General features: G+C 64.0%; 16 protein-coding genes. 4 read left to right on the top strand and 12 right to left on the bottom strand.

The genetic code is table 11. The annotated features are described in order from the left end of the window. Positions 1 to 36: 36 nt before the first annotated feature. Both BX591_RS01145 and BX591_RS01140 read right to left on the bottom strand, forming a co-directional pair. Positions 37 to 717 carry a PspA/IM30 family protein gene (locus BX591_RS01145; RefSeq protein WP_111928921.1) on the bottom strand — a complete coding sequence of 227 codons (681 nt, stop codon included), beginning with the start codon at positions 715 to 717 and terminating at the stop codon, positions 37 to 39. A 577-nt stretch (positions 718 to 1,294) separates the two neighbouring features. Next, complete coding sequence (locus tag BX591_RS01140; RefSeq protein ID WP_111928920.1) at positions 1,295 to 1,954, bottom strand: hypothetical protein; 660 nt, start codon at positions 1,952 to 1,954, stop codon at positions 1,295 to 1,297. 491 nt (positions 1,955 to 2,445) lie between these two features. Between BX591_RS01140 and BX591_RS01135 the strand changes: the two genes are divergently transcribed. Both BX591_RS01135 and BX591_RS01130 read left to right on the top strand, forming a co-directional pair. Further along, positions 2,446 to 4,956 (top strand): penicillin-binding protein 1A, encoded by a 2,511-nt coding sequence (locus BX591_RS01135; protein ID WP_111928919.1) that lies wholly within the window; start codon positions 2,446 to 2,448, stop codon positions 4,954 to 4,956. Between the two features lie 399 nt (positions 4,957 to 5,355). Continuing rightward, on the top strand, positions 5,356 to 6,234 hold the full coding sequence (locus BX591_RS01130; protein ID WP_111928918.1) for a lipid A biosynthesis lauroyl acyltransferase: 879 nt from the start codon (positions 5,356 to 5,358) through the stop codon (positions 6,232 to 6,234). A gap of 387 nt (positions 6,235 to 6,621) precedes the next feature. On the opposite strand, the gene BX591_RS01125 is transcribed toward BX591_RS01130, so the two are convergent. The 3 genes from BX591_RS01125 to BX591_RS01115 are packed head-to-tail and all read right to left on the bottom strand — an operon-like array spanning position 6,622 to position 12,421. Then, positions 6,622 to 8,151, bottom strand: a complete 1,530-nt coding sequence (locus tag BX591_RS01125) for an efflux transporter outer membrane subunit (protein WP_111928917.1) — start codon at positions 8,149 to 8,151, stop codon at positions 6,622 to 6,624. 2 nt (positions 8,152 to 8,153) lie between these two features. Further along, the gene (locus BX591_RS01120) at positions 8,154 to 11,276 is read right to left on the bottom strand and encodes an efflux RND transporter permease subunit (RefSeq protein WP_111928916.1); all 3,123 of its coding nucleotides are present in this window, start codon (positions 11,274 to 11,276) and stop codon (positions 8,154 to 8,156) included. After that, the gene (locus BX591_RS01115) at positions 11,273 to 12,421 is read right to left on the bottom strand and encodes an efflux RND transporter periplasmic adaptor subunit (protein WP_111928915.1); all 1,149 of its coding nucleotides are present in this window, start codon (positions 12,419 to 12,421) and stop codon (positions 11,273 to 11,275) included. The genes BX591_RS01120 and BX591_RS01115 overlap by 4 nt, the downstream gene beginning before the upstream one ends. Positions 12,422 to 12,640: 219 nt before the next feature. Between BX591_RS01115 and BX591_RS01110 the strand changes: the two genes are divergently transcribed. Continuing rightward, positions 12,641 to 13,258 (top strand): TetR/AcrR family transcriptional regulator, encoded by a 618-nt coding sequence (locus tag BX591_RS01110; protein ID WP_111928914.1) that lies wholly within the window; start codon positions 12,641 to 12,643, stop codon positions 13,256 to 13,258. A gap of 110 nt (positions 13,259 to 13,368) precedes the next feature. Here BX591_RS01110 and BX591_RS01105 read toward each other — a convergent pair whose 3' ends face one another. Further along, positions 13,369 to 13,581, bottom strand: a complete 213-nt coding sequence (locus BX591_RS01105; protein ID WP_105510698.1) for a hypothetical protein — start codon at positions 13,579 to 13,581, stop codon at positions 13,369 to 13,371. A 262-nt stretch (positions 13,582 to 13,843) separates the two neighbouring features. Here BX591_RS01105 and BX591_RS01100 point away from each other — a divergent pair, with 262 nt between their 5' ends. Further along, the gene (locus tag BX591_RS01100; protein ID WP_111928913.1) at positions 13,844 to 14,908 is read left to right on the top strand and encodes a LysR family transcriptional regulator; all 1,065 of its coding nucleotides are present in this window, start codon (positions 13,844 to 13,846) and stop codon (positions 14,906 to 14,908) included. A 67-nt stretch (positions 14,909 to 14,975) separates the two neighbouring features. Here the strand turns inward: BX591_RS01100 and BX591_RS35955 are convergent, their stop codons facing one another. From BX591_RS35955 to BX591_RS01070, 6 genes are all read right to left on the bottom strand, one after another. After that, complete coding sequence (locus BX591_RS35955) at positions 14,976 to 16,445, bottom strand: hypothetical protein (protein WP_146749711.1); 1,470 nt, start codon at positions 16,443 to 16,445, stop codon at positions 14,976 to 14,978. Between the two features lie 137 nt (positions 16,446 to 16,582). Beyond that, positions 16,583 to 16,972, bottom strand: a complete 390-nt coding sequence (locus BX591_RS01090) for a cupin domain-containing protein (protein WP_111928911.1) — start codon at positions 16,970 to 16,972, stop codon at positions 16,583 to 16,585. A gap of 252 nt (positions 16,973 to 17,224) precedes the next feature. Next, the gene (locus BX591_RS01085) at positions 17,225 to 18,055 is read right to left on the bottom strand and encodes an AraC family transcriptional regulator (protein ID WP_111928910.1); all 831 of its coding nucleotides are present in this window, start codon (positions 18,053 to 18,055) and stop codon (positions 17,225 to 17,227) included. Then, on the bottom strand, positions 18,052 to 18,282 hold the full coding sequence (locus BX591_RS01080; protein ID WP_111928909.1) for a DUF2795 domain-containing protein: 231 nt from the start codon (positions 18,280 to 18,282) through the stop codon (positions 18,052 to 18,054). The genes BX591_RS01085 and BX591_RS01080 overlap by 4 nt, the downstream gene beginning before the upstream one ends. A gap of 76 nt (positions 18,283 to 18,358) precedes the next feature. Then, complete coding sequence (locus BX591_RS01075) at positions 18,359 to 18,613, bottom strand: hypothetical protein (RefSeq protein ID WP_111928908.1); 255 nt, start codon at positions 18,611 to 18,613, stop codon at positions 18,359 to 18,361. A gap of 307 nt (positions 18,614 to 18,920) precedes the next feature. Continuing rightward, the gene (locus BX591_RS01070) at positions 18,921 to 20,654 is read right to left on the bottom strand and encodes a ClcB-like voltage-gated chloride channel protein (protein ID WP_111928907.1); all 1,734 of its coding nucleotides are present in this window, start codon (positions 20,652 to 20,654) and stop codon (positions 18,921 to 18,923) included. Positions 20,655 to 20,670: the final 16 nt, after the last annotated feature.

Below are 20,670 nucleotides of genomic sequence, written 5' to 3'. Positions count from 1 at the left end.
TGCATGCGCAACCGCGCGGCGCTACTGCTGACGCAATTACTGAGCCGGCGTATTGATCTGCTTCTTCAATGCTTCGAGACGATCTTCGACGGATGGGCCGCGATTCAGATCCGCGAGCTTGTCGTCGAGCGCCTTGCCGCTCGATGCGTCGGCGGAATTCAGGCGCGCGTCGGAACGGGCATTGGACAGCGCGACCTTGTCTTCCAGCTTCTGGAAATCCTGCGACAGATTCTTGCCGCCGATGCCGCCCAGGGCGGTGGCCGCGACGTCTTTCGCCTGCGCGATCTGCTGCTTGGCCTGCAAAATGTTCGAGCGTGCGTTCAGGTCGTTACGACGGCTGCGCATGTCGTCGATCTGGCTCTTCAGCTGCGCGACCGACGGTTCGAGCGTGGTCAGTTCCTTCGCCAGCGCGTCGCGTTCGGCTTCGGCCGTGGCTTGCGCGCCGAGCGCTTCACGCGCGAGGGCTTCGTCGCCGGATTGCAGCGCGCGCTTCGCGCCGTCTTCGTACTTCTTCGCCTTGTCCGCGGCAACATCGCGCTTGCTTTGCTGCGTGGCCACTTGCGCCTGAATCTCGATCAGCGAGTTCTCGGCCTTGGCGATGCTTTCGTCGAGTTCGCGCACGATCTGGCGCGAGTCGCGCGACGGGTCTTGCACGGAATCGGCTGCGTCGTTCAGGAGACCTTTAAGCGTGCGCGAAATGCTGTCGAATAGCGACATGAAAACCTCCAGAGAATGGTGTCGGCGCTAAGTGATAACGCGCGTCCAACTGCTTTTAACTACTCCACTTTACGCCGCTGCGCGTGAAGCTGCGCAACGTTCGGACCGGAGTTCGGGGCGTGCTCGCCAATTGCAATAGCAGCGCCGTAAATTGTTCGGCCGACGGATCGATGCCGCGCAGTGAGGCCGATCACGGTTGGAACACGCGGCCGCTGATTCAGCCGCCCGCGGATATTACACCAAGGCTCGCTTAAATCCGCCTTAAAGGGTGGGCGCATTGGGTGTCGGCGATGTGAAGCGCTGCGGCCGATCTGTGCTGATTTGCAGGGCATCATTTTGGTCGTCCCGATGCGCCGGGCGATGCGAAAGACGGTGCCCATAAGCGGCGGCCTTGGGCTGGGCTGAAACCTTTACTTCGCACAGCGCGGGCTGGTTCGAATCGTCAAACTTGCAATGTCGAAAGGTGGCGGTTTTTGGCGCGCTCGGCATCACGTTGGATCAACAGCGAATACGCGCGTTGTGAGGTCCGCGTCGTGAAGTCCGCTTTGCGAGGTCTCTTGCGTGCCGAGGCGCTTCCTCAGGCGAAGCGGCCGCCTTCGGTGCTCGGATCGGTGCGTGGATCGTCGTCGTCGCGCGAACTGTCGACGCGTGGGCGCTTGAGCACGCTGCGCAGTTGCGCTTCCGTGTCGCTCTGCGGCGGGCTTGCACCTTCAGTCGCGGCGGCTTTGGCGGCGGCCACGCGTGCTACCGCTTCGGTCGTGGCCACCGTTTCTTCGTCGATCTCGGCGGCCAGCGCGGCCGCGACGCCTGCAGGCAGAAACGGAGCAGGCTCGACCGCGGCGGGTTTGCGAGGCACGGCATGCGCGTTCGACGGCGTGCCCGCTGCATTCGCTACATCCGGTGTAGCCGCTGCATCCGCTGTTGCAGCGCCTCCCGTCGCCACGCCGGTTTCACCGCCGCCACGCGTTTGCAAGGCCGCCGGCAACGCCGCGCGTGCGTGGCGCGTGCCGCGCGCGACCCGCTGCAACGCAGCGTCGAGCGCATCCGGCGCGCGCGGGGCGCGCAAGCGGTCGACGATACTGGCCGCCTTCACCTGTTCGCTGGTGGCGCCGAAGTTCAGCACCGCGCGCCGCATCAGTTCGCTGACGCTAATCCCCAGATTCGCGGCGGTGGCGGCGATCGCGCGTTTCTGCGCGGTCGTGACGAATACGACGATGCGTTCGCTGGGCTTGTTCATGATCGGCTCGCATACTTGTTGGCGGGGGCGGCTTGGGAGTGCGTTCGGCCGCGCGTCAGACAGCGCGCGTTCGGCGCACACGCCGAACCCATCATATGACGAGTTGCAACGATGCGAAACGGGCGCGACATGAAAATCCCGTGACATCAACGGCTTGCAGCGTTTCCGGCGAGCTTGTCCACAGGCCTTTCAACACATTCTGTTGATAACCTCGCCCTTGAGCGCAAGGCGCGGCGGCGTAGGGCGGCAGCAGCGGCCGCGCAAGGAACGCGAAGGGAATTCTTACAAAAAAACTCGCTTCGGCCCGTCTCGATTTCTTTAAAATGCGCTGTTACGTTGCGCCGGACACTGTCCCGGGCGCCGTGCGGCTGGCCGGGGGCACAGGGCCGCGCGGCGGTGTGCGTCCGGAGCCATGGTGCTCGATCACGATCCATGCACGCGCTACGAGCGTGTGCAGAAAGGCGTTCAGTTACGCGCCCACTATTCCAGTCATGCCAATCATCAAACGACCGCATTCTTCCAATTCTCCGGCTGGTGAAGACCGGGACTCCTACCAACGCACTCCAGGACGCAATGCGGCTTCGCGTGAGGCCGAGGGTGACGCGCGCGGCCGCCGTTCGATCGGCCTGACTCTCGTGATCTGGCTCGCCAGCCTGATGGGCACGCTCGCGGTGGTGGGCGCGCTGATCGTCGGCTATGCGCTGGTGGTGATGGGGCCGCAGTTGCCGTCGCTCGACGCGTTGACCGACTATCGTCCGAAAGTACCGCTGCGGGTCTACACGGCCGACCACGTGCTGATCGGCGAATTCGGCGACGAGCGGCGCAGCATCGTGCGCTTTCAGGACATTCCCGACCAGATGAAGAAAGCGGTGCTCGCGATCGAGGACTATCGCTTCTACGAGCACGGCGGCGTCGACTTTCTCGGCATTCTGCGCGCCGGTTTTGCCGACCTCGCGCACGGCGGCGCCTCGCAGGGCGCGAGCACGATCACCATGCAGGTGGCGCGCAACTTCTTCCTGTCGAGCGAAAAGACCTACACGCGCAAGATTTACGAAATGCTGCTCGCGTACAAGATCGAGCGTGCGCTGACCAAAGACCAGATTCTCGAGTTGTACATGAACCAGATTTATCTGGGCGAGCGCGCTTACGGTTTTGCGTCGGCGGCGCGCGTTTATTTCGGCAAGGATCTGAAGGACATCACGCTGGCCGAAGCCGCGATGCTGGCCGGCCTGCCGAAAGCGCCGTCGGCGTATAACCCGGTGGTCAATCCGAAGCGCGCGAAGATCCGTCAGGAGTACATTCTGCGGCGCATGTTCGAGCTGAAGTACATCAGCCAGGAGCAGTACGACCAGGCGGTGAAGGAAGAGATTCACACCAGGAATCCGGGTAACGAATACAGCGTGCACGCCGAGTACATCGCCGAAATGGTGCGGCAGATGATGTACGCGCAGTACAAGGACGAAACCTACACGCGCGGCCTGAACGTCACCACCACGATCGATTCCGCCGACCAGGACGCTGCCTACAACGCGGTCCGCAAAGGCGTGATGGACTACGAGCGGCGCCACGGCTATCGCGGACCGGAAGGCTTCGTGGCGTTGCCCGCGCCAGGCGACGACCGCGATCAGACGATCGACGACGCGCTCACCGATCACCCCGACAACGGCGAGATCATCGCCGCCGTGGTGACCGACGCGAATCCGAAGCTGGTGAAAGCGCAACTGGTGGACGGCACGCAGGTGGCAATCAGCGGCGACGGTCTGCGCTTCGTCGCGGGCGGCTTGAGCGCGCGCGCCACGGCAGCCACGAAGATCAAGCCGGGTTCGATCGTGCGCCTCTTCGCCGACGACAAAGGCAACTGGCAGATCACGCAGTTGCCGCAGGTGGAAGGCGCGCTGGTGTCGCTCACGCCGCAGGACGGCGCGATCCGCGCGCTGGTGGGCGGCTTCGACTTCAACAAGAACAAGTTCAATCACGTCACCCAGGCGTGGCGTCAGCCGGGTTCGAGCTTCAAGCCGTTCATCTATTCGGCGGCGCTGGACAAAGGCCTCGGACCGGCCACGATCATCAACGACGCGCCGCTGTACTTCCCGTCGAGCACGCCGGGCGGCGATGCGTGGGAGCCGAAGGACGACGACCAGCCGGACGGTCCGATGCCGATGCGTCTCGCGCTGCAGAAGTCGAAGAATCTGGTGTCGATCCGCATTCTGTCGTTCATCGGCACCAAGTACGCGCAGGACTTCGTCACGCAGCGTTTCGGTTTCGACGCCGACAAGACCCCGCCGTATCTGCCGATGGCGCTCGGCGCCGGTCTCGTCACGCCGTTGCAGTCGGCGGGGGCGTACTCGGTGTTCGCGAACGGCGGCTACCGGATCAATCCGTATCTGATCGCCGAGGTGACGGATGCGCGTGGCCAGCCGCTCTCTAAAGCGCAGCCGCTGACGGCCGGGCGCGATGCGCCGCGCACGCTCGAACCGCGTAACGCGTACATCATGAACAGCCTGCTGCATTCGGTGGCGACGGCCGGCACGGGCGCGGGTACCAACGTGCTGCATCGCTCGGACCTGCAGGGCAAGACGGGTACCACCAACGACGCGAAAGACGGCTGGTTCGCGGGCTATCAGCAATCTCTGGTGGCGGTGGCGTGGATGGGTTACGACCAGCCGAAGAGTCTTGGCAGCCGCGAATTCGGCGCGCAACTCGCGTTGCCGATCTGGGTCGAGTACATGCAGCGCGCGCTGCGCGGCGTGCCGCAAGCCGAGCCAGCACAGCCTGACGGCGTGACCCAGGTCGACGGCGAACTGTTCTATACCGACATGACGCCGGGCAATGGCTTCGTCGCCAGTATCGGTCTGGATTCGGCGAATCCGACCGCGGGCGCGAGCGACGCCGTGGGTGGCGTCGGACCGGCGGGCATGACGCCGCCAGCGGTGCCGCCGCCGAACGTGTCGTCGAACGAGAAGAAACAGATTCTCGACCTGTTCGAATCGAACAAGCCTTGATGTCCCCCACGGGGATTGTCTCGAGGTTGCATTCAGCGAGCGCGACCCACCTGCGATGGGTCGCGCACGAAAAAATTTGAAAGATCAACGCAGCGCCCGCCTGGCATGGGTTTCACGGCATCGGGCGGCGCCGCTCCGCGCAGTTTTTGTGCCCGGCGTTCGCAGTATGCTTTAATCACGCCTGCGGTGCTTTAATACAGGGTCCTAACGGACACCCAATCACTGGCGGTTTCGATCGCCAGCACCTCTACGTTTCGCCACGGGCGAAGCGTCCACCTCGGAAAAAAACGCGCGGCGCGGGACAGGGTTTGACGCACGCGCATGCCACTTCGCTCGTCGCGCCGTGAGGCGGTGGCGGCCGGCGTGTTCGCCAATTAGCATCCACCGGGTCCACGCCGAGTGAAAAGTCGAATCCTCATCTTTCTGATGACAGGTCTGTTGCGCGCGTTCGCATTCCTGCCGTATGGCGTCGTCGCGCGAATCGGCACTGGTATCGGCGCCTTGCTGTACCGCATTCCGAGTGCCCGTCGGCGCGTCGTTCACACCAATCTGAAGCTGTGTTTCCCGGACCTGAGCGACGAGGCGCGCGAACGGCTCGCGCGCGCGCATTTCTGTCATGTGATTCGTAGTTATGTGGAGCGCGGGCCGCAATGGTTCGGCAATGCGCGGGCGCTCGCGCGTCTCGTGGAAGTGGAGAGCGCGATCGATCTGTCCGACATGCAGGCGCAGCCGACGATTTTCGTCGGCTTCCATTTCGTCGGCATCGAGGCGGGCTGCATGATGTATTCGACGCGGCATCCGGTGGCGTCGCTGTACACGCCGATGTCGAACCTGTTGCTCGATGCGATGGCGCGGCGCCAGCGAGGCCGTTTCGGCACGGAGATGATTCCGCGCAGCGACAGCGTGCGGCGCGCGTTGCGCGTGCTGCGCGAGGGCAAGCCGGTGATGCTGGCGGCCGATATGGACTTCGGTTTGCGCGACTCGGTATTCGTGCCGTTTTTCGGCGTGCCGGCTTGCACGCTGACCTCCGTATCGCGGATGGCGCGGGCGGGCAATGCGCGCGTCGTGCCGTTCGTGACGGAAGTGCTGCCGGATTATCGCGGGTACAAGCTGACGATTTTCGAACCGCTGAGCAACTTTCCATCAGACGATGTGGCGGTCGACGCACGCAGGATTACCGAGTTTCTGGAGACGCAGGTTCGACGGATTCCTGATCAGTATTACTGGGTGCATAAGCGGTTCAAGAACCGGCCGGCAGGAGAGGCTGGGGTTTATTGAAGGTTGGTGTGAGGGGGCAGCGACTTGCGCTGCTGCCTGGGTGCCGCCTTGGCGCCGCCGAATGCGCCCGCGTCGGCAAATGGGTCTCGCGCTGGATTCGTCGCGCGCTCAAGTACTTAGTTGGGATCTCCAGGCGTTATCAACAGGGCTGTCAACATTATCTGTGGATAAGTTGTGGGGCTGCGTGTTGGACGGCCGGTCAGCCGGCTCGCCGCGCGCGGATTGCACCAGAGTCCACCGCCGGCACGCCGCTGTCCTATTCCGCACCGCCCCCACAAATCCCAACGCGTTCAACGTGTTAGCGAGTTTGTCAGAAGGTTGTCAACAGGTTCATCAACACAAACTGGGGATAACTCGGCGGATGTCAGTATGGAATCCCAGGTTTAGTCAGTTGACTGCCGTGACGCCCGACGCCGGAACCAGCGCCGCCGCAGGCGCATTGGCCGAAGTCGCAGCGCCACCCGCCGCCTCGACCGGCGGATTCCCCATCGCCTGAAACAACGCCGCCGTATCCGTCAACCTTGCGCTCGTATAGCGAATCTCATCGAGTTGCGCATTGCGGAACTGCTGCTCGCTGGAACGCGTCGACGCGATCGGCACCGCACCCAGCCGATATCGTCCCGAGGTCTCCTCGAAAATCCCCTGCGCCGAGCGCGCGGCGACGTTCGCGGAATCCAGCGCCTGCGCGTCGTGTTCGAGCGCGGCGAGCGAATCGGCGACATTCTGGAACGCCGCCAGCACGGTCTGCCTGTACTGCGACACCGTTGCATCGTACGTATCCACCGCCGCGCGTCGCTGCGCGAACAGCGCGCCGCCGTGGAATAGCGGCTGCGACAGCGAAGCACCCAGACTCCAGATCGCGCCCGCGCCCGAAAGCGCGACGGGCCAGCTAAATCCGCCTTGTCCCATCGACGCGCTCAGCGACAGGCTAGGGAACATTTGCGCCGTCGCGACGCCGACATCGGCCGCGGCGGCCTTTAGCGCTGCGTCGGCGGCCTGAATGTCGGGCCGCGCGCGCAGCAGTTCCGACGGCACCACCACCGGTACCTGCTGGGGCAACTGCAACTGGGCGAGCGCGAGATCGTCGGGCGCGGCGTCCGGCGTCCGGCCGAGCAACACCGCCAGCGCATGACGCGTGGTCGACCACTGCTGCCGCAAACCCGGCAAGCTTGCCGACAGACTCGCCGCGCTTTGTTGCGCGCTCAACTGATCGGCATGCGAGACCGCGCCCAGCGCATAACGCCGCTGCGTGTCGCGCGCCTGGTCGTTGGCGAGCGTCACGAGCCTTTCGGTCGTGTCGATCTGCGCACGCAGCGCGGCGCTCGTGATAGCCGCCGTCACGATGTTGGCAGCCAGCGCGCGGCGCGCCGCGTCCAGCTGATACGCCTGCACATTCACGCGCGACGCAAGCGCCGCGTCGGCGAGCCGCGAGGCGCCGAACAGATCGATCGTATAGTGCGCCTCCAGTTGCCCGACGAAGACGTCGTACAGCATCGTGCTGGGCCCGAAGCCGGGAATCGTCAACGCGCGATTGCGGGTCGCCTGACCGCCCGCGTCGATGGTCGGCAGCATCGAACTGCCGATCTGCGCGCGCAACTGTTCGCGCGCGGCGGCGAGACTCCGGTCGGTGGCGGCAAGCGTCGGGCTGTTGCGCAAGCCTTCGTCGACCAGCGCATTCAACGCGTCCGACTGATACTGCTTCCACCATGCGGGCACCGGTTTCGCACCGACCACGAATTGCTGTGCGATGCCTTGCGCGGCCACGGTCTGGGCAGGCTGTGCGGCGGCGCCGTAGTGAGCCGGCTGGGGCATCGCGGGCGGCTCGCCGCTGGGTCCGAACGAACAGGCGGCAAGCGCGAAGGTCGCGCCGACCAGCGTAACGATGCGCGGATAGCGCGAGAGGGGGATCGTAGCCATGCTCAATTTCCCGAATGCGCGGTGCCGGACGGTGCCGGTGGCTCGCGTTCATCGCCGCGCACCCGGAACGAGGCGGCGTACAGCGCGGGCAGATAGAACAGCGTGAGGATGGTCGCGCTCGTAATGCCGCCCATCAGCGCGGTCGCCATCGGACCGAAAAAGTTCGAGCGCAGCAGCGGAATCAGCGCGAGCACGGCCGCCGCGGCGGTCAGCGTGATCGGCCGGAAGCGCCGCACGGTCGCGCCGACGATCGCGTCGAAACGCTTATGTCCCGCCGTGATGTCCTGCTCGATCTGATCGACCAGAATCACCGAGTTGCGCATGATGATGCCGAACATCGCGATCACGCCCAGCATGGCGACGAAGCCGAACGGCTGGCCGAACAGCAGCAGCGTGAAGACCACGCCGATCAGCCCGAGCGGCGCGGTCAGCACCACCATCAGGACGCGCGCGAAGCTCTGCAGCTGGATCATCAACAACACCAGCACGGCAATGATCATGATCGGCATTTGCGCGTTGATCGAGGTCTGGCCCTTGCCGCTTTCCTCGACCGAGCCGCCGATCTCGATCCGGTAACCCACTGGCAGCGTCGCGCGGATCGGGCTCAAGGCCCGGTCGACCGTATGTGTGACGTCGATGCCTTGCGCGCCCGGCGCCACGTCGGATTGCACGGTGATGGTCGGCTGGCGGTCGCGTTCCCAGATCACGCCGTATTCGAGATCGTTGCGTAGATGGCCGAGCGTGCCGAGCGGCACCGCGCCGTTCGGCGTCGGCATGGCGAGCGTGACGAGCTGCGCGGGATCGACGCGTTCGGACTTCGGCGCGCGCAGATCGACGCTGATCAGCTTGTCGCGTTCGCGATACTGCGTGACGGTGTAGCCGGACAAGGTCATCGCGAGGAAGCTGGAGATGTCGTCGGAACTCACGCCGAGTTCGCGCGCTTTCTTCTGGTCGACTTCGAAGCGCACCGAGCGTTCGGCCGGTTCGTCCCAGTCGAACTGAACGTTGCGCGTGCCCCTGTCGGCGCGCAGCGTGGCCGCGACGCGCTCGGCGATCGACCGCACGGTGGCGATGTCGTCGCCGCTTACGCGGAACTGCACCGGATAGCCGACCGGCGGCCCGTTCTCGAGACGCGACAGCCGCGTGCGAATCGCCGGGAAGTTATCGCGCAATTCGGGTTCGAGCCACTGCGCGAGCTTCTCGCGATCTTTAACGGACTTCGCGGTGATCACGAACTGCGCGAAATTCGGCGTCTGCAATTGCTGGTCGAGCGGCAGATAGAAGCGCGGCGCGCCGCTGCCGACGAAGTCCACCGTATGATCGATTTCCGGCCGGCCCACCAGCACTTTTTCGAGCCGTTGAGCTTCGCGCAGCGTCGCCTGGAAGGACGCGCCTTCGGGCAGCCGCACGTCGACCAGCAACTCGGGACGGTCGGAACTCGGGAAGAACTGTTGCGGCACCAGCGTGAAGCTCGCCATCGCCACCACGAACAGCACCACGGTGATCGCCAGCACGATGAAACGACGCTCGATGCACCAGCTGATCCAGCCGCGCAACCGCTTGTAGAAGCGCGTGTCGTAGATGTCGTGTTCGTGGTCGTCCGCCTCATGCGCCTGGCGTTTGCGCTCGGGCAGCATGTGGTAGCCGAGCAGCGGAATCAGCACGACCGCCGCGAGCCACGACGCGATCAACGCGATCGCCGACACTTCGAAAATAGACCGCGTGTATTCGCCGGTGCTCGATTTGGCGAGCGCGATCGGCAGGAAACCGGACACGGTCACGAGCGTGCCGGTCAGCATCGGAAACGCGGTACTGGTGTACGCATACGCGGCCGAGCGCGTGCGGTTCCAGCCTTGCTCCAGTTTCACCGACATCATTTCGACGGCGATGATCGCGTCGTCGACCAGCAGCCCGAGCGCGAGCACCAGCGTGCCGAGCGACACCTTGTGCAGGCCGATATCGAAGAGATACATGCACAGCGCGGTGACGGCGAGCACGACCGGAATCGAGATCACCACCACCATGCCGGTGCGCACGCCGAGCGACAGCAGACTCACCACCAGCACGATCGCGATCGCTTCGGCCACGGCTTCGAGGAAGTCGTCGACCGATTGCGCGACGGCGTGCGGCATGCTCGACACTTCGACCAGCTGCAGGCCGGCGGGCAGCGCCTGGCGCAACTGGACCATCTGTGTGTCGAGAGCCTTGCCGAGCTGGATCACGTCGCCGCCCGGCTGCATCGTCACGCCGATGCCGAGCACGGCCTTGCCGCCGGCGCGCATCTGCGTGACGACCGGATCGTCGTAGCCGCGTTTGATCGTGGCGATGTCGCCGAGACGGAACGAACGGTTGTTGATGCGGATCAGCGTGTCGGCGAGCGCGTTGACGTCCTTGAACTGGCCGGTGGGGCGCACGAACACGCGGTCGTCGGTGGTGGTGAGCGTGCCGGCCGCCGAGACGCTGTTCTGCGAATTGATCGCCTGGCCGAGTTGCTGCGGCGAGATGCCCAAACGCGTGAGCTGCGTGTTGGCGATCTCGATGTAAATGTGCTGATCCGGATCGCCGAAATAATCGACCTTGCCGACGCCCGGCACGCGCAGCAGCACCGTACGCAACTGGTCCGCGTAGTCGTGCAGTTGCGCGGCGGAAAAACCGTCGCCTTCGAGCGTGTAGATGTTGGTGTAGACGTCGCCGAACTCGTCGTTGAAGAACGGGCCCTGAATGCCCGGCGGCAGCGTGGCCGCGATATCGCCGACTTTCTTGCGCACCTGGTACCAGGTTTCGGGCACGTCCTTGACCGGCGCCGAGTCTTTCATCGAGAAGAACATCAGCGACTCGCCGGGGCGCGAATAGCTGCGCACGAAGTCGATGGCCGGCGTTTCCTGCAATTTACGGCCGATGCGGTCCGTGACCTGCTCCTGCACCTGGCGCGCCGTGGCGCCGGGCCAGAAGGTGCGGATCACCATCACGCGGAACGTGAAGGGCGGGTCTTCGGATTGGGCGAGTTTCGTATAAGCGAGGATGCCGAACGCGGTGGCGAGCGCGATCAGGAAAACGACTAGCGCCTGATGGCGCAGTGCCCATGCGGACAGGTTGAAGCGTCCCTCTTCATGCGCGGTGCTCATGAAGCGAAGTCCTCGGGATGCAGCGGCGCGACCGGCCGGACTTTTTCGCCGGCGCTTACGGTGTGGACGCCTTGCAGCACGACACGCTCGCCGTCCTTGAGTCCCTGACCGATCACGATGGTACGTTCGTTGTAACGCGTGACCGTGACGCGGCGCAGTTCCAGCGCGTTGTCCGCAGCGCGCACGACCCACACGGCCGGCTGCGTGCCGTCATGGAAGAGCGCTGTAGCGGCGACGGTGAAGGCGCCGCCGTTCTGATTCGCGTTGCCGTGGGCCGGCGCGGCGAGCGCGATATCCGCAGTCATGCCGAGGCGCACGTCCGGGCCGGGATTGTCGAGCGTGAGTTTGGCGCGATAGGTGCGGCTTTGCGGGTCGGCGGCGGGTGACAGCTCGCGCACGCGGGCGCTGAACTTGCGGCCCGGCAGCGCGGCCAGCGTGACGCTCGCGGTTTGTCCGACCGACAGCGCGGCCAGGGCGCTTTCCGGCACGTCGCAGACCACGTCGACGTCGCCGCTCCACGCGAGGTTGTAGACGGCTTGCCCGGCGGACACGTTCTGACCGGTGTCGGCCTGCTCGGCGGTGATCACGCCGGCGTGATCCGCGCTGAGCGTGGTGTACTGCAACTGGTCTCTCGACAACGCGGCCTGCTGCGCGGCCTGATCGCGCTGCGCGGCCGCCGAGGCGTAAGCGTTGGTGGTCTGTTCGAGTTGAGCGGGGGCGATCAGGTTTTCTTTCGCCTGCGCCTGGTCGCGATCGAGCTGCTGCTTCGCGTAGACCAGACTGTGCTCGGCGGCGGCGAGTTGGGCCTGCGCGCTGGCCGCATTTTTCTGCTGATCGGCCGGGTCGAGGCGGGCGACGATCTGGCCGTTTTTCACGACGTCGCCGAGGCGCACGAGCCGCTCGACGATCTTGCCGCTCACCCGGAACGACAGCGGTGTGGAATAGCGCGCCTGGACTTCGCCGGGCAGCGACGCCGCCGCTTGGGCATTGCCGTCGGCATGCACTGCCACGGCAACCACCGGACGCGGCGTGTTCGCCGCCACTTCTTTCTTCGAACACGCCGTCAGCGTGACGACGCCGGCAAGCGCGAGCGCGATGGCGGCGCGCCGCGCGCGCCGGCCATGCCGATGAGACTGCTGGCGCATCGCTGACGATGCGGGAGGACCGGGACGCTTCACAATTACTCCAACAGGAGACAGCGTACGAACACGGCAAGCCGCAACGGCCCGCCAGCGACGAAGCGAATGCCGGCTCATGCAATCGGCATACGCAGTTGACTTGGAATGAACGAGTGCATTCTAATACAGAGGTGTATCTGAATGTGATGGTGAATTGAAATTCTTTTCGGTGCTAGACTTCCGCCCATGAAAAGGCAACGACTTACTCGCGAGCAGAGCAAAGACCAGACGCGCCTGCGTCTGCTCGATGCCGCGCAAGCGATTTTTATGAAGAAAGGTTTTGTCGCGGCGAGCGTCGAAGACATCGCGGCGGCGGCGGGCTATACACGCGGTGCGTTCTATTCGAACTTTCGCGGCAAGAACGAGCTGTTTCTCGAACTACTGAGGCGCGATCACGAAACCATGCAGGCCGGCCTGCAGGCGATCTTCGTGAGCGCGGCATCGCGCGAGGAAATGGAGGCGCGCGTGCTGCACTATTACAGCACGCTGCATCGCGAGAACAAGTGTTTCCTGCTGTGGGCGGAGGCGAAGCTGCTGGCGGTGCGCGACGGCCGTTTCCGGATCCGCTTCAACGCATTCATGCACGAGAAGCTGGAACAACTGGGCGCGTATATTCGCGAGTTTTCCGAGCGCGTCGGCACGCCGATGCTGATGACACCGGAAACGCTGGCGATCGGTTTGATGGGCTTGTGCGACGGCGTGCAGTTCTTCTACACGATCGATCCGCAGAACGTGCCGACGGAACTGGCGGAGAAGGTGCTGGCGGGATTTTTCGCGCGCGTCGTGTTCGGCCGCGACGCGTGATTGACCGCGCGCGGCAAGGCGGCGAGTCAGGAGGGCGCGCGAGGAAAGCGCGCCAGGCAATGCAGTAGGGGCGCGCTACGAAGCCGCGCGGCGCCCCCGACGCCCACCGATCAGTTGGTCGGGAATTGCGCGCAGGCGTCGGCAACCGGCGACGAGCAGGCGAACGAATACTGCCCGCTGTAACGCAGGGCTTCTTCGCCGACGTGCAGAACGACCTTGATGTCCGGGCAGCGCTCATAGGCGATAAAGGCCGAACAGGCCGCCGCAGACCAGCAAACCAGCGAAAACGCGATTTTTTCGAGAAGCTGAAAACGATGTGTCATAGCGATTAATTTCCTTTCGGGCGCTATGTTACCAGCATCTAAGGGTTTCTACTTACTCCAGATCCGCAATAGAGCTCGCAAAAAATGACGAGCGGTGCCGCGTCAACCTGACCGGATTGTCATGTTCGAGTCAGGGTTGGGACATGATCGGATCGATACAATCGGGACACGTTGGGCAAACCCGCGCGCGCCTGGTCGCCCGGGTCGACACAGGCGGCCAGAAGCGGCGCCGGCCCGGCTTTATCGAGGCAGGAGTCGTTCCATGAATCAATTGCAATCCATGCGCGTGTTCGTCAAAGTGGCCGATCTCGGCAGTTTCGTCGGCGCGGCCGGCGCGCTGGATCTGTCCACCGCGGTCGTTACGCGTCACGTTGCCGATCTGGAAGCACGGCTCGGCACGCGGCTACTCAATCGCACGACCCGCCGTCTGTCGCTGACCGAGTCGGGCAGTACGTATCTGGAGCGCGTGCGGCACATTCTCGACGACCTCGAAGGCGTCGAGCAGATGGTGGTGGCGCGCAATCACGAACCGGTCGGCACCTTGCGGATCGTGGCGCCCGTGGTGTTCGGGCTGCATAGTCTCGCGCCCGTGGTGCAGTCGTACGCGGCGCGCTATCCGGACGTCATGCCGGACGTCACGCTGGCGGATCGCCAGGTGGATCTGGTCGAAGAGGGTTACGACGTGGGCATCATGGTCACGCGGCACATGCGCAGTGCGAGCATCGTCACGCGGCGGCTGACCACCGGCTATATGACGGTGTGCGCGACGCCGGCCTATCTGGCGCAGCACGGCACGCCGACGCGCCCCGAGCATCTGCTCGAACATCCGTGTCTGAGCCGGCCGTCCGAGCAGGGCGGCGACGAGCGCGTGTTCACCGGGCCGGACGGCGAGGTGCGCGTGCGGCCCAGCAATGCGATCGCCGCCAACAACACCGAGATGCTCAGGCAGTTCGCGCTGCTGGGCATGGGCGTCGCGATTCTGCCGAGTTATCTGATTGGCCGCGATCTGGCGTCCGGGCGGCTCGTGCCCTTGCTTGGCGACTACCGCTTGCCACAGATCGAAATCACGATTGCGTATCCGAGCCGCTTGCACTTGCCGGCGAAGGTGCGGACTTTTATCGATCACCTGGTCGAGTATTTTCAGCCGGGTCAGCCGTCGGCGCGTGATCGGTCGGCAGCGGCAACGGCGTCGGCGCTCGCTGTCACCGCGCTGGATCCCGCGGACGATCTGCCGGCGGCGGATTTGCGCAGCGAAGCGGTGCGTTCGGTGCGCAATGTTTCGCGGACACGAAGCGCCGCTTCGGCTTCGGCGTCATCGCCGCTCTGATAAAAAAGGGGCGTTGCAGAATGGCCTCTTTGCCTGCCCGCCGCGCACGCCGCTTTTTTATCGACAATCAGGCGCCGTATTTCTTCTTCAGATAGTCGACAATATGGAACCCGATAATCCCTCCGGCCACATTGGCCTTCGACCAGTTCCAGAACTCCAGTTGCCCTTTGAGTTGCCGATCACGGAAATGGCCGGCAACGTCATTGTCGAAATCGGCCTGAAGGCGAGACCTTTCTCTGATCACACCCTGCATGCTGTTGTCACCGTTTCCGTATCGATATAGCGCATCCTCATAATAGGCTTTCCTGCCTTCGATATATTGGATGACCGAATCGTTATTGCGGTAAGGCATGATCTTACTGGCGAAGTTTCCCTCTCCCGTGAAAGGCAATTTGAAAGATATCTGTTTCAGGGATTTGAGCGCGCGATCGTCCAGTTTGAATATCGGGCTTTCTTCGTTCAGTGCCTCGCGCTGCAGGATATACACATCCCGCTTGAAGTCCTGACGGGTGGTCAATTCGTTTCTGTATGTGTTCGGGGTAATCTGGGGCATCGATTTCGTGGGGTCCGACATGGCTTCCTGAAATTTCGAGTTGAACAGAACCAGATCCATGGTTTGATCGTCGATGTAATTTTTCAGATTGGTCTGCTGATTTTTTATCAGGGTTTGCCAGATATTGGAAAGATTTTTCCCTTTGGTCTCGTCGGTTCCCCACACTTCCTGCCATTGCTTCATGAAGGGTGAATTTTTTTCATTTGAAAGTGGGCCGATGGTCGATTTCGAATTGCCTCCAAAGTAAGGCTCTTTGGTGCCCATATTGATCCATGCCGGATTCCTGTCCATTTTCAGGTGCCCGAGCTGGCGATTGGCATGATCGATAGAGTTGAATTTCGAGTAAAACAGCAACTCGCGCTCGCTTGGCGGCGGCGGAAGGGGCAGATCCCTCTTCCTCGTCGGTCTGACGGGCGCGGCTGGATGATTAACCGTGTGTTCCGATCCGCCGGGAGTCGGCCCTGGCGCTGATCCGCTTGCATGGGTCTCGCGCGAAGTCGACGCAACCGGCTTCCTGTAGTCGACATCCGCTAGCGGTTGCGCCGCTGCCGATGTGGACGCGCGAGGGCTATGTTCGGCTTGCGCCGCTGTCGATGTGGACGCCCGAGGGTTATGTTCCGCTTGCGTCAGATAATGCGCGCTGCCTGTCCGTGGATCCATGGTCAGGTGGCCCTCCTGCGAGGCGGGTTGCGTCGTACCTTGCCGCCCCAACCGTGGCGGCGAGGTTGGGCCAAGCGGATAGCCAGACCGACCGTTGACACGTTGCGGCGGATTGAAGAACGAATCGGCTCTGGAGCTCGCCGCGGATTCGAATGCGGAATCGGGCATGTAAATGCGCGCTTGCGTACCTCGCGGCATCGCCCGTCGATCCGCCTGCTGAGTGGCAATCGCGTTGCCATTCGCAGATGAGACGGCTTCAGCTTCTCGAGGCGACGAATCTTGCGAAACTTGCAAGGGCTGAGCTGGGTTGGTCGCGATTTTCATAACTGCGCTCCTTGGGCGATAAAGCGTTGGGCCGCTAATGACAGGAGCGTTCAGTATTCAGGAAAATTTCCTCGTCAAGTGGTACAAGGATGCCGGATATGCCGGCCGGCGGCCGGTGTATCCGCGGTTTCGATGGCCTATATCCACACGTCGTTTTGAGCCGTGCGCTCACTGGTTTCGTCGCCGGTATTTTTCACGCCGCGCGGCTCGATCAGCAGCATCCTGACCTCGCGTTCGGCGTACGGCTTGTGCTCGACTCCCTTGGGCACCACGAACATTTCCCCCGCTGAAACAAGCACGAAACCGTCGCGCATGTCGATACGCAACTGGCCGTCGAGCACCATGAAGGTCTCGTCGGTATCGGCGTGCGCGTGCCAGATGAAATCGCCTTCGATACGCACGATCTTGAACTGGTAGTCGTTCATTTCGGCAACCACGCGTGGCTGCCAGTGATCGTGGATGCGAGCCAGTTTGTCGGCGAAGTTGATGGGTTGGTAGGACGGTTGGGTCGTTGGATGGTTCGACATGGAAGGCGCCTCCTGAGGACGATGGATCAGGCCGGAGCATAGAGCGCGATACGGCTCGGGGTCTTGCACGTTTGTGCGCGCGCGGCGGTGACGCGATGCAGCGCGAGTCTGGCGTGCCGCCAGGTCTGCCCGTGTGAGGGTGGGTCTTCGGCCTGGTGGTGCTTTCGCTTGGGCCATCGTCTTTGTCTTCGTCTGGGCCTTCGGCAGCGTCTTCGCTCGTGGCGAGGCTCACGCCCACACCCACACCTTCGCTCAGCGCACACCCGGCGCCGGAGCGCCCAGCATCTTCAGCCACTGTGCCGGCGCCACGCCCCATGCGCGTTTGAAATGCCGCGTCATATGACTCTGATCGGAAAAGCCGCTGGCGGCCGCCGCATCGGCGAGCGACGTGCCATGAACCACCAGTTGCCGGACCCGGTCGAGACGCCGCATGGTCAGATATCGATGCGGGCTGGTGCCGAACAGCGCGCGGAAATCCCGCGACAAACTCCAGCGGTCACGACCGGCCGCCGCCGCGAGTTCGTCGAGCGTGACGGCGTGTTCGAGCGAGGCGAGCAGATACTCACGGGCTCGCGCCGCAGCCTGAAAATCCACCGGACGGCGCGTGGCCGCGGCGCCGGCCACGGCGTCGAGCGCGATTGCCAGGTCGTAGAGCGCGTCGTCCTGTTCGAGCGGGTCGAAGGCGCCATCCATCATGCGCAGCAGGTTCACCGTGGCTTTGAAAAGACGCGGATCGTCCGATAGCCCGCCCTTGACGAACGGCAACGGCTTGCCGCCGAGCGCCTGCTGCAACAGCGCCGGGTCGACATAGATCATGCGGTAGCGGAAGCCGTCGCCGGTACCGGCCTGGCCGTCATGCGGCTCGTCGGGATGCAGCACCATCGTGCCGCCGGGCAGGCTGTTGCGGGAACCGCCGCGATAGCGAAAGTTTTGCACGCCGGCCAGCGTGTGGCCGATGGCGTAGGTATCGTGCCGGTGCATCGCGTAGGCGGCGTCGTGAAAGAACGCTTCGATCCGCTCGATGCCGTTCGCCGCGTCCGACAGCGGCGAGCGATAGATCCAGTCGGCGCCGGCTCGACTCACGCGCCCACGCCCGGGCCGAAGCTGCCGCCGATCAGCCGCGTGACCGCGGCCACGTCGGCGTAATCCTGTTCCGGCAGACCGTCGAGCATCGACAGCACTTCATTGCTGGCGCCGGCTTCGCGCGCGGCGTCGACGAGGGCATCTTTATTCGCCGGGTAATGGACTTCGCCGAGCACGTCGGCGATCTGCAGATCAATCGATTCGCCGGGAATAGCCGATGCGGTCATGCCAACGCTCCTGCGTTCTAAATGGAAGAGGGAAGCCTGCAACAACTTTAACGATCATCAGGCGCGCGCGCCGACCTCAGGTCTGAAGATGCTCGTTCTGGCCCGTGAAGCTGCGTTCGAGATGTCGGGATTTCGGCAGCGCAATATGTTGCCATTGTTGCGGACGCGTGTCGTCCGTGGCGGCGACGTCCGGCGCCGCGGGGGCGACCGGCGCGGCATTGGCGCGTTCGGCGAGGCTGCTCGCGTCGGTGCCGTCGCGCGCGGTATGCACCGGCGCGGCGAAACACGAGGCTGACAGCGTCACCATGGTCAACAGTGTCGAGGTTTTCATCGCCCGACCTCCTAAGCTCATGCGGCGCTGTCAGTTGAGCAAGCGCTGTGCCGTCCCCGCGTCGAAAGGAAGGCGCAAGCTACGCGCGACGTCGTCGTATGCGAATCGCGTGCATCTACCATCTTAGATGGCAAATCCTGCAACGCGCGCACATTTGCGACAAAACGGTATTGTAAATTTCAAATGATGGCAGCCAGAAGGCAGGTTCGACATAAGTCGGACATGGCGCGATGGCGCGCTGGCCGCCGAGGCCTGGCATGGCGCGAGAGGCGTGCGGGCGGGCGCTCACGTGACCGCGAGCACGCACTCAACGCGTCGGATTCATCCGGAAATAAGCATCGAGCAGCGAAGTCTTGTACACCACGCCCGCGAGCGTCGGATGCGCGGCGCTTTCCACCACCGGCAGCCGCTCGCCCTGAAACGCCATGAAGTGCTGCAACGCGACGCCGAGCGGCATGTCGGGCGTGAGCACGTCGAAATGCGGCTGCAGGTAGTCCGCGGCGGTCTTCGCGGCGGTATCGCGCTTCTCCAGCAGATCGGAGGTGATGTCCTTCAGCGCGACCACGCCGAGAAATGCGCCGGACTCGTTGGCCACATAGAGATACTTCACCGGATACTCGAGGAACACCCGCGTCATGTCGTGCACGGTGGCGTTCGGCGGCACGACGGTTTCGGCCGGCCGGATCAGTTCGCGCATCTGCGTGGAGCGCAGCCGCGTCCGCTCCTGTTCCTCCTGATTGCGGTGCAGCGTGATCTCGTACATGGAGGTCTTGCCGATGGCGCGCGACACGAAATACGCGACCACGCAGGAGAGCATCAGCGGCAACACCACCTGATAGCTGAGCGTCATTTCGAAGATCATCAGGATCGCCATCAGCGGCGCCTGGGTCGCCCCGGCCAGGAACGCGCCCATGCCGACCATCGCGTACGCGAACGGCGCCGAGGTGCCGTGCGGCCATAGCGCATGCATGCCCTGGCCGAACAGCGAGCCGACCACCGCACCGACGAACAGGGTCGGCGTAAACACCCCACCGACCGCGCCGGAACCCGCGGTGGCGGCGGTCGCGACGAGCTTGAACACCAGCACCAGTACGAGCGCGGTCCAGGTCCACGGCGAATGCAGAATCGAGTTGACCACGCTATAGCCGTTGCCCCACACCTCGGGCGACCAGACCGACAGAATGCCCACCACCAGACCGCCGATCGCGAGCCTCACCGGCAGCGGCAACGGCAGCTTGCGAAAGCTCGCCTTCGACACATCCAGCAGCCGCAGAAACTGCGGCGCCGCCGCGCCGCACAGCGCGCCGAGCGCGACGAACAGCAAGACCTCGAGGCCGGCCACCGGCGGAAACACCGGCATCTCGTACGGCGGCTTGTAGCCGGCGAATTCGCGCATCGTGATGTTGGCGACCACGGCCGCGACCACCACCGGCCCGAAGCTTTCCATCGCGATCGAACCGAGCACGATCTCGGTGACGAAAAACGCGCCGGCAATCGGCGCGCTATACGCGGACGTGATCCCGGCCGCCGCCCCGCACGCCACCAGCAGACGCAGCCGCGGCGGATCGAAATGCACCCAGCGCCCGATCAGCGACGCGGCGAGCGCCGCCAGTTGCACCATCGGCCCTTCGCGGCCGATCGAGCCACCGCTCGAAATCGTGAACAGCGACGACACGCTGCGCCAGAAGCTCAGCTTCACCGGCACCACACCGTCGCCGATCGCCACCGCTTCCATGTAGTCGACGTGGCTGTTCTTGTCCGCATGACGCCGCGCGATCAGCAAAAAGAAACCCGCGATCAGACCACCGGCGGCGGGCAGCCAGATTCGCACCGTCCACGGCAGGCTGCGCGCCATTTCGACGAAGCTGCCGGACTTGCCGACCGCTGCCAGTTGCAGCAGCGCGATGGCCTCGCGAAAGGCGATCGTCGCGAAGGCGCCGGCGACGCCGACCACCACCGACCAGACCAGCATCGTGTGGGCCTCGGACAGGCGGAACAGGCGTTGAGCGCGGGTGCGCAGTTTCAGCAGGAATGAAAGCACGTCGGCGGGACAGGGT

The organism is Paraburkholderia bryophila, from assembly GCF_003269035.1.
Taxonomy (GTDB): Bacteria; Pseudomonadota; Gammaproteobacteria; order Burkholderiales; family Burkholderiaceae; genus Paraburkholderia; species Paraburkholderia bryophila.
This window is presented reverse-complemented; position numbering and strand designations above follow the sequence as displayed.

Coding starts and splice junctions, on each gene's coding strand:
- BX591_RS01145 (WP_111928921.1), bottom strand. CDS start 717: ATGTCGCTATTCGACAGCATTTCGCGCACGCTTAAAGGTCTCCTGAAC.
- BX591_RS01140 (WP_111928920.1), bottom strand. CDS start 1,954: ATGAACAAGCCCAGCGAACGCATCGTCGTATTCGTCACGACCGCGCAG.
- BX591_RS01135 (WP_111928919.1), top strand. CDS start 2,446: ATGCCAATCATCAAACGACCGCATTCTTCCAATTCTCCGGCTGGTGAA.
- BX591_RS01125 (WP_111928917.1), bottom strand. CDS start 8,151: ATGGCTACGATCCCCCTCTCGCGCTATCCGCGCATCGTTACGCTGGTC.
- BX591_RS01120 (WP_111928916.1), bottom strand. CDS start 11,276: ATGAGCACCGCGCATGAAGAGGGACGCTTCAACCTGTCCGCATGGGCA.
- BX591_RS01115 (WP_111928915.1), bottom strand. CDS start 12,421: ATGCGCCAGCAGTCTCATCGGCATGGCCGGCGCGCGCGGCGCGCCGCC.
- BX591_RS01110 (WP_111928914.1), top strand. CDS start 12,641: ATGAAAAGGCAACGACTTACTCGCGAGCAGAGCAAAGACCAGACGCGC.
- BX591_RS01105 (WP_105510698.1), bottom strand. CDS start 13,581: ATGACACATCGTTTTCAGCTTCTCGAAAAAATCGCGTTTTCGCTGGTT.
- BX591_RS01100 (WP_111928913.1), top strand. CDS start 13,844: ATGAATCAATTGCAATCCATGCGCGTGTTCGTCAAAGTGGCCGATCTC.
- BX591_RS35955 (WP_146749711.1), bottom strand. CDS start 16,445: ATGAAAATCGCGACCAACCCAGCTCAGCCCTTGCAAGTTTCGCAAGAT.
- BX591_RS01090 (WP_111928911.1), bottom strand. CDS start 16,972: ATGTCGAACCATCCAACGACCCAACCGTCCTACCAACCCATCAACTTC.
- BX591_RS01080 (WP_111928909.1), bottom strand. CDS start 18,282: ATGACCGCATCGGCTATTCCCGGCGAATCGATTGATCTGCAGATCGCC.
- BX591_RS01075 (WP_111928908.1), bottom strand. CDS start 18,613: ATGAAAACCTCGACACTGTTGACCATGGTGACGCTGTCAGCCTCGTGT.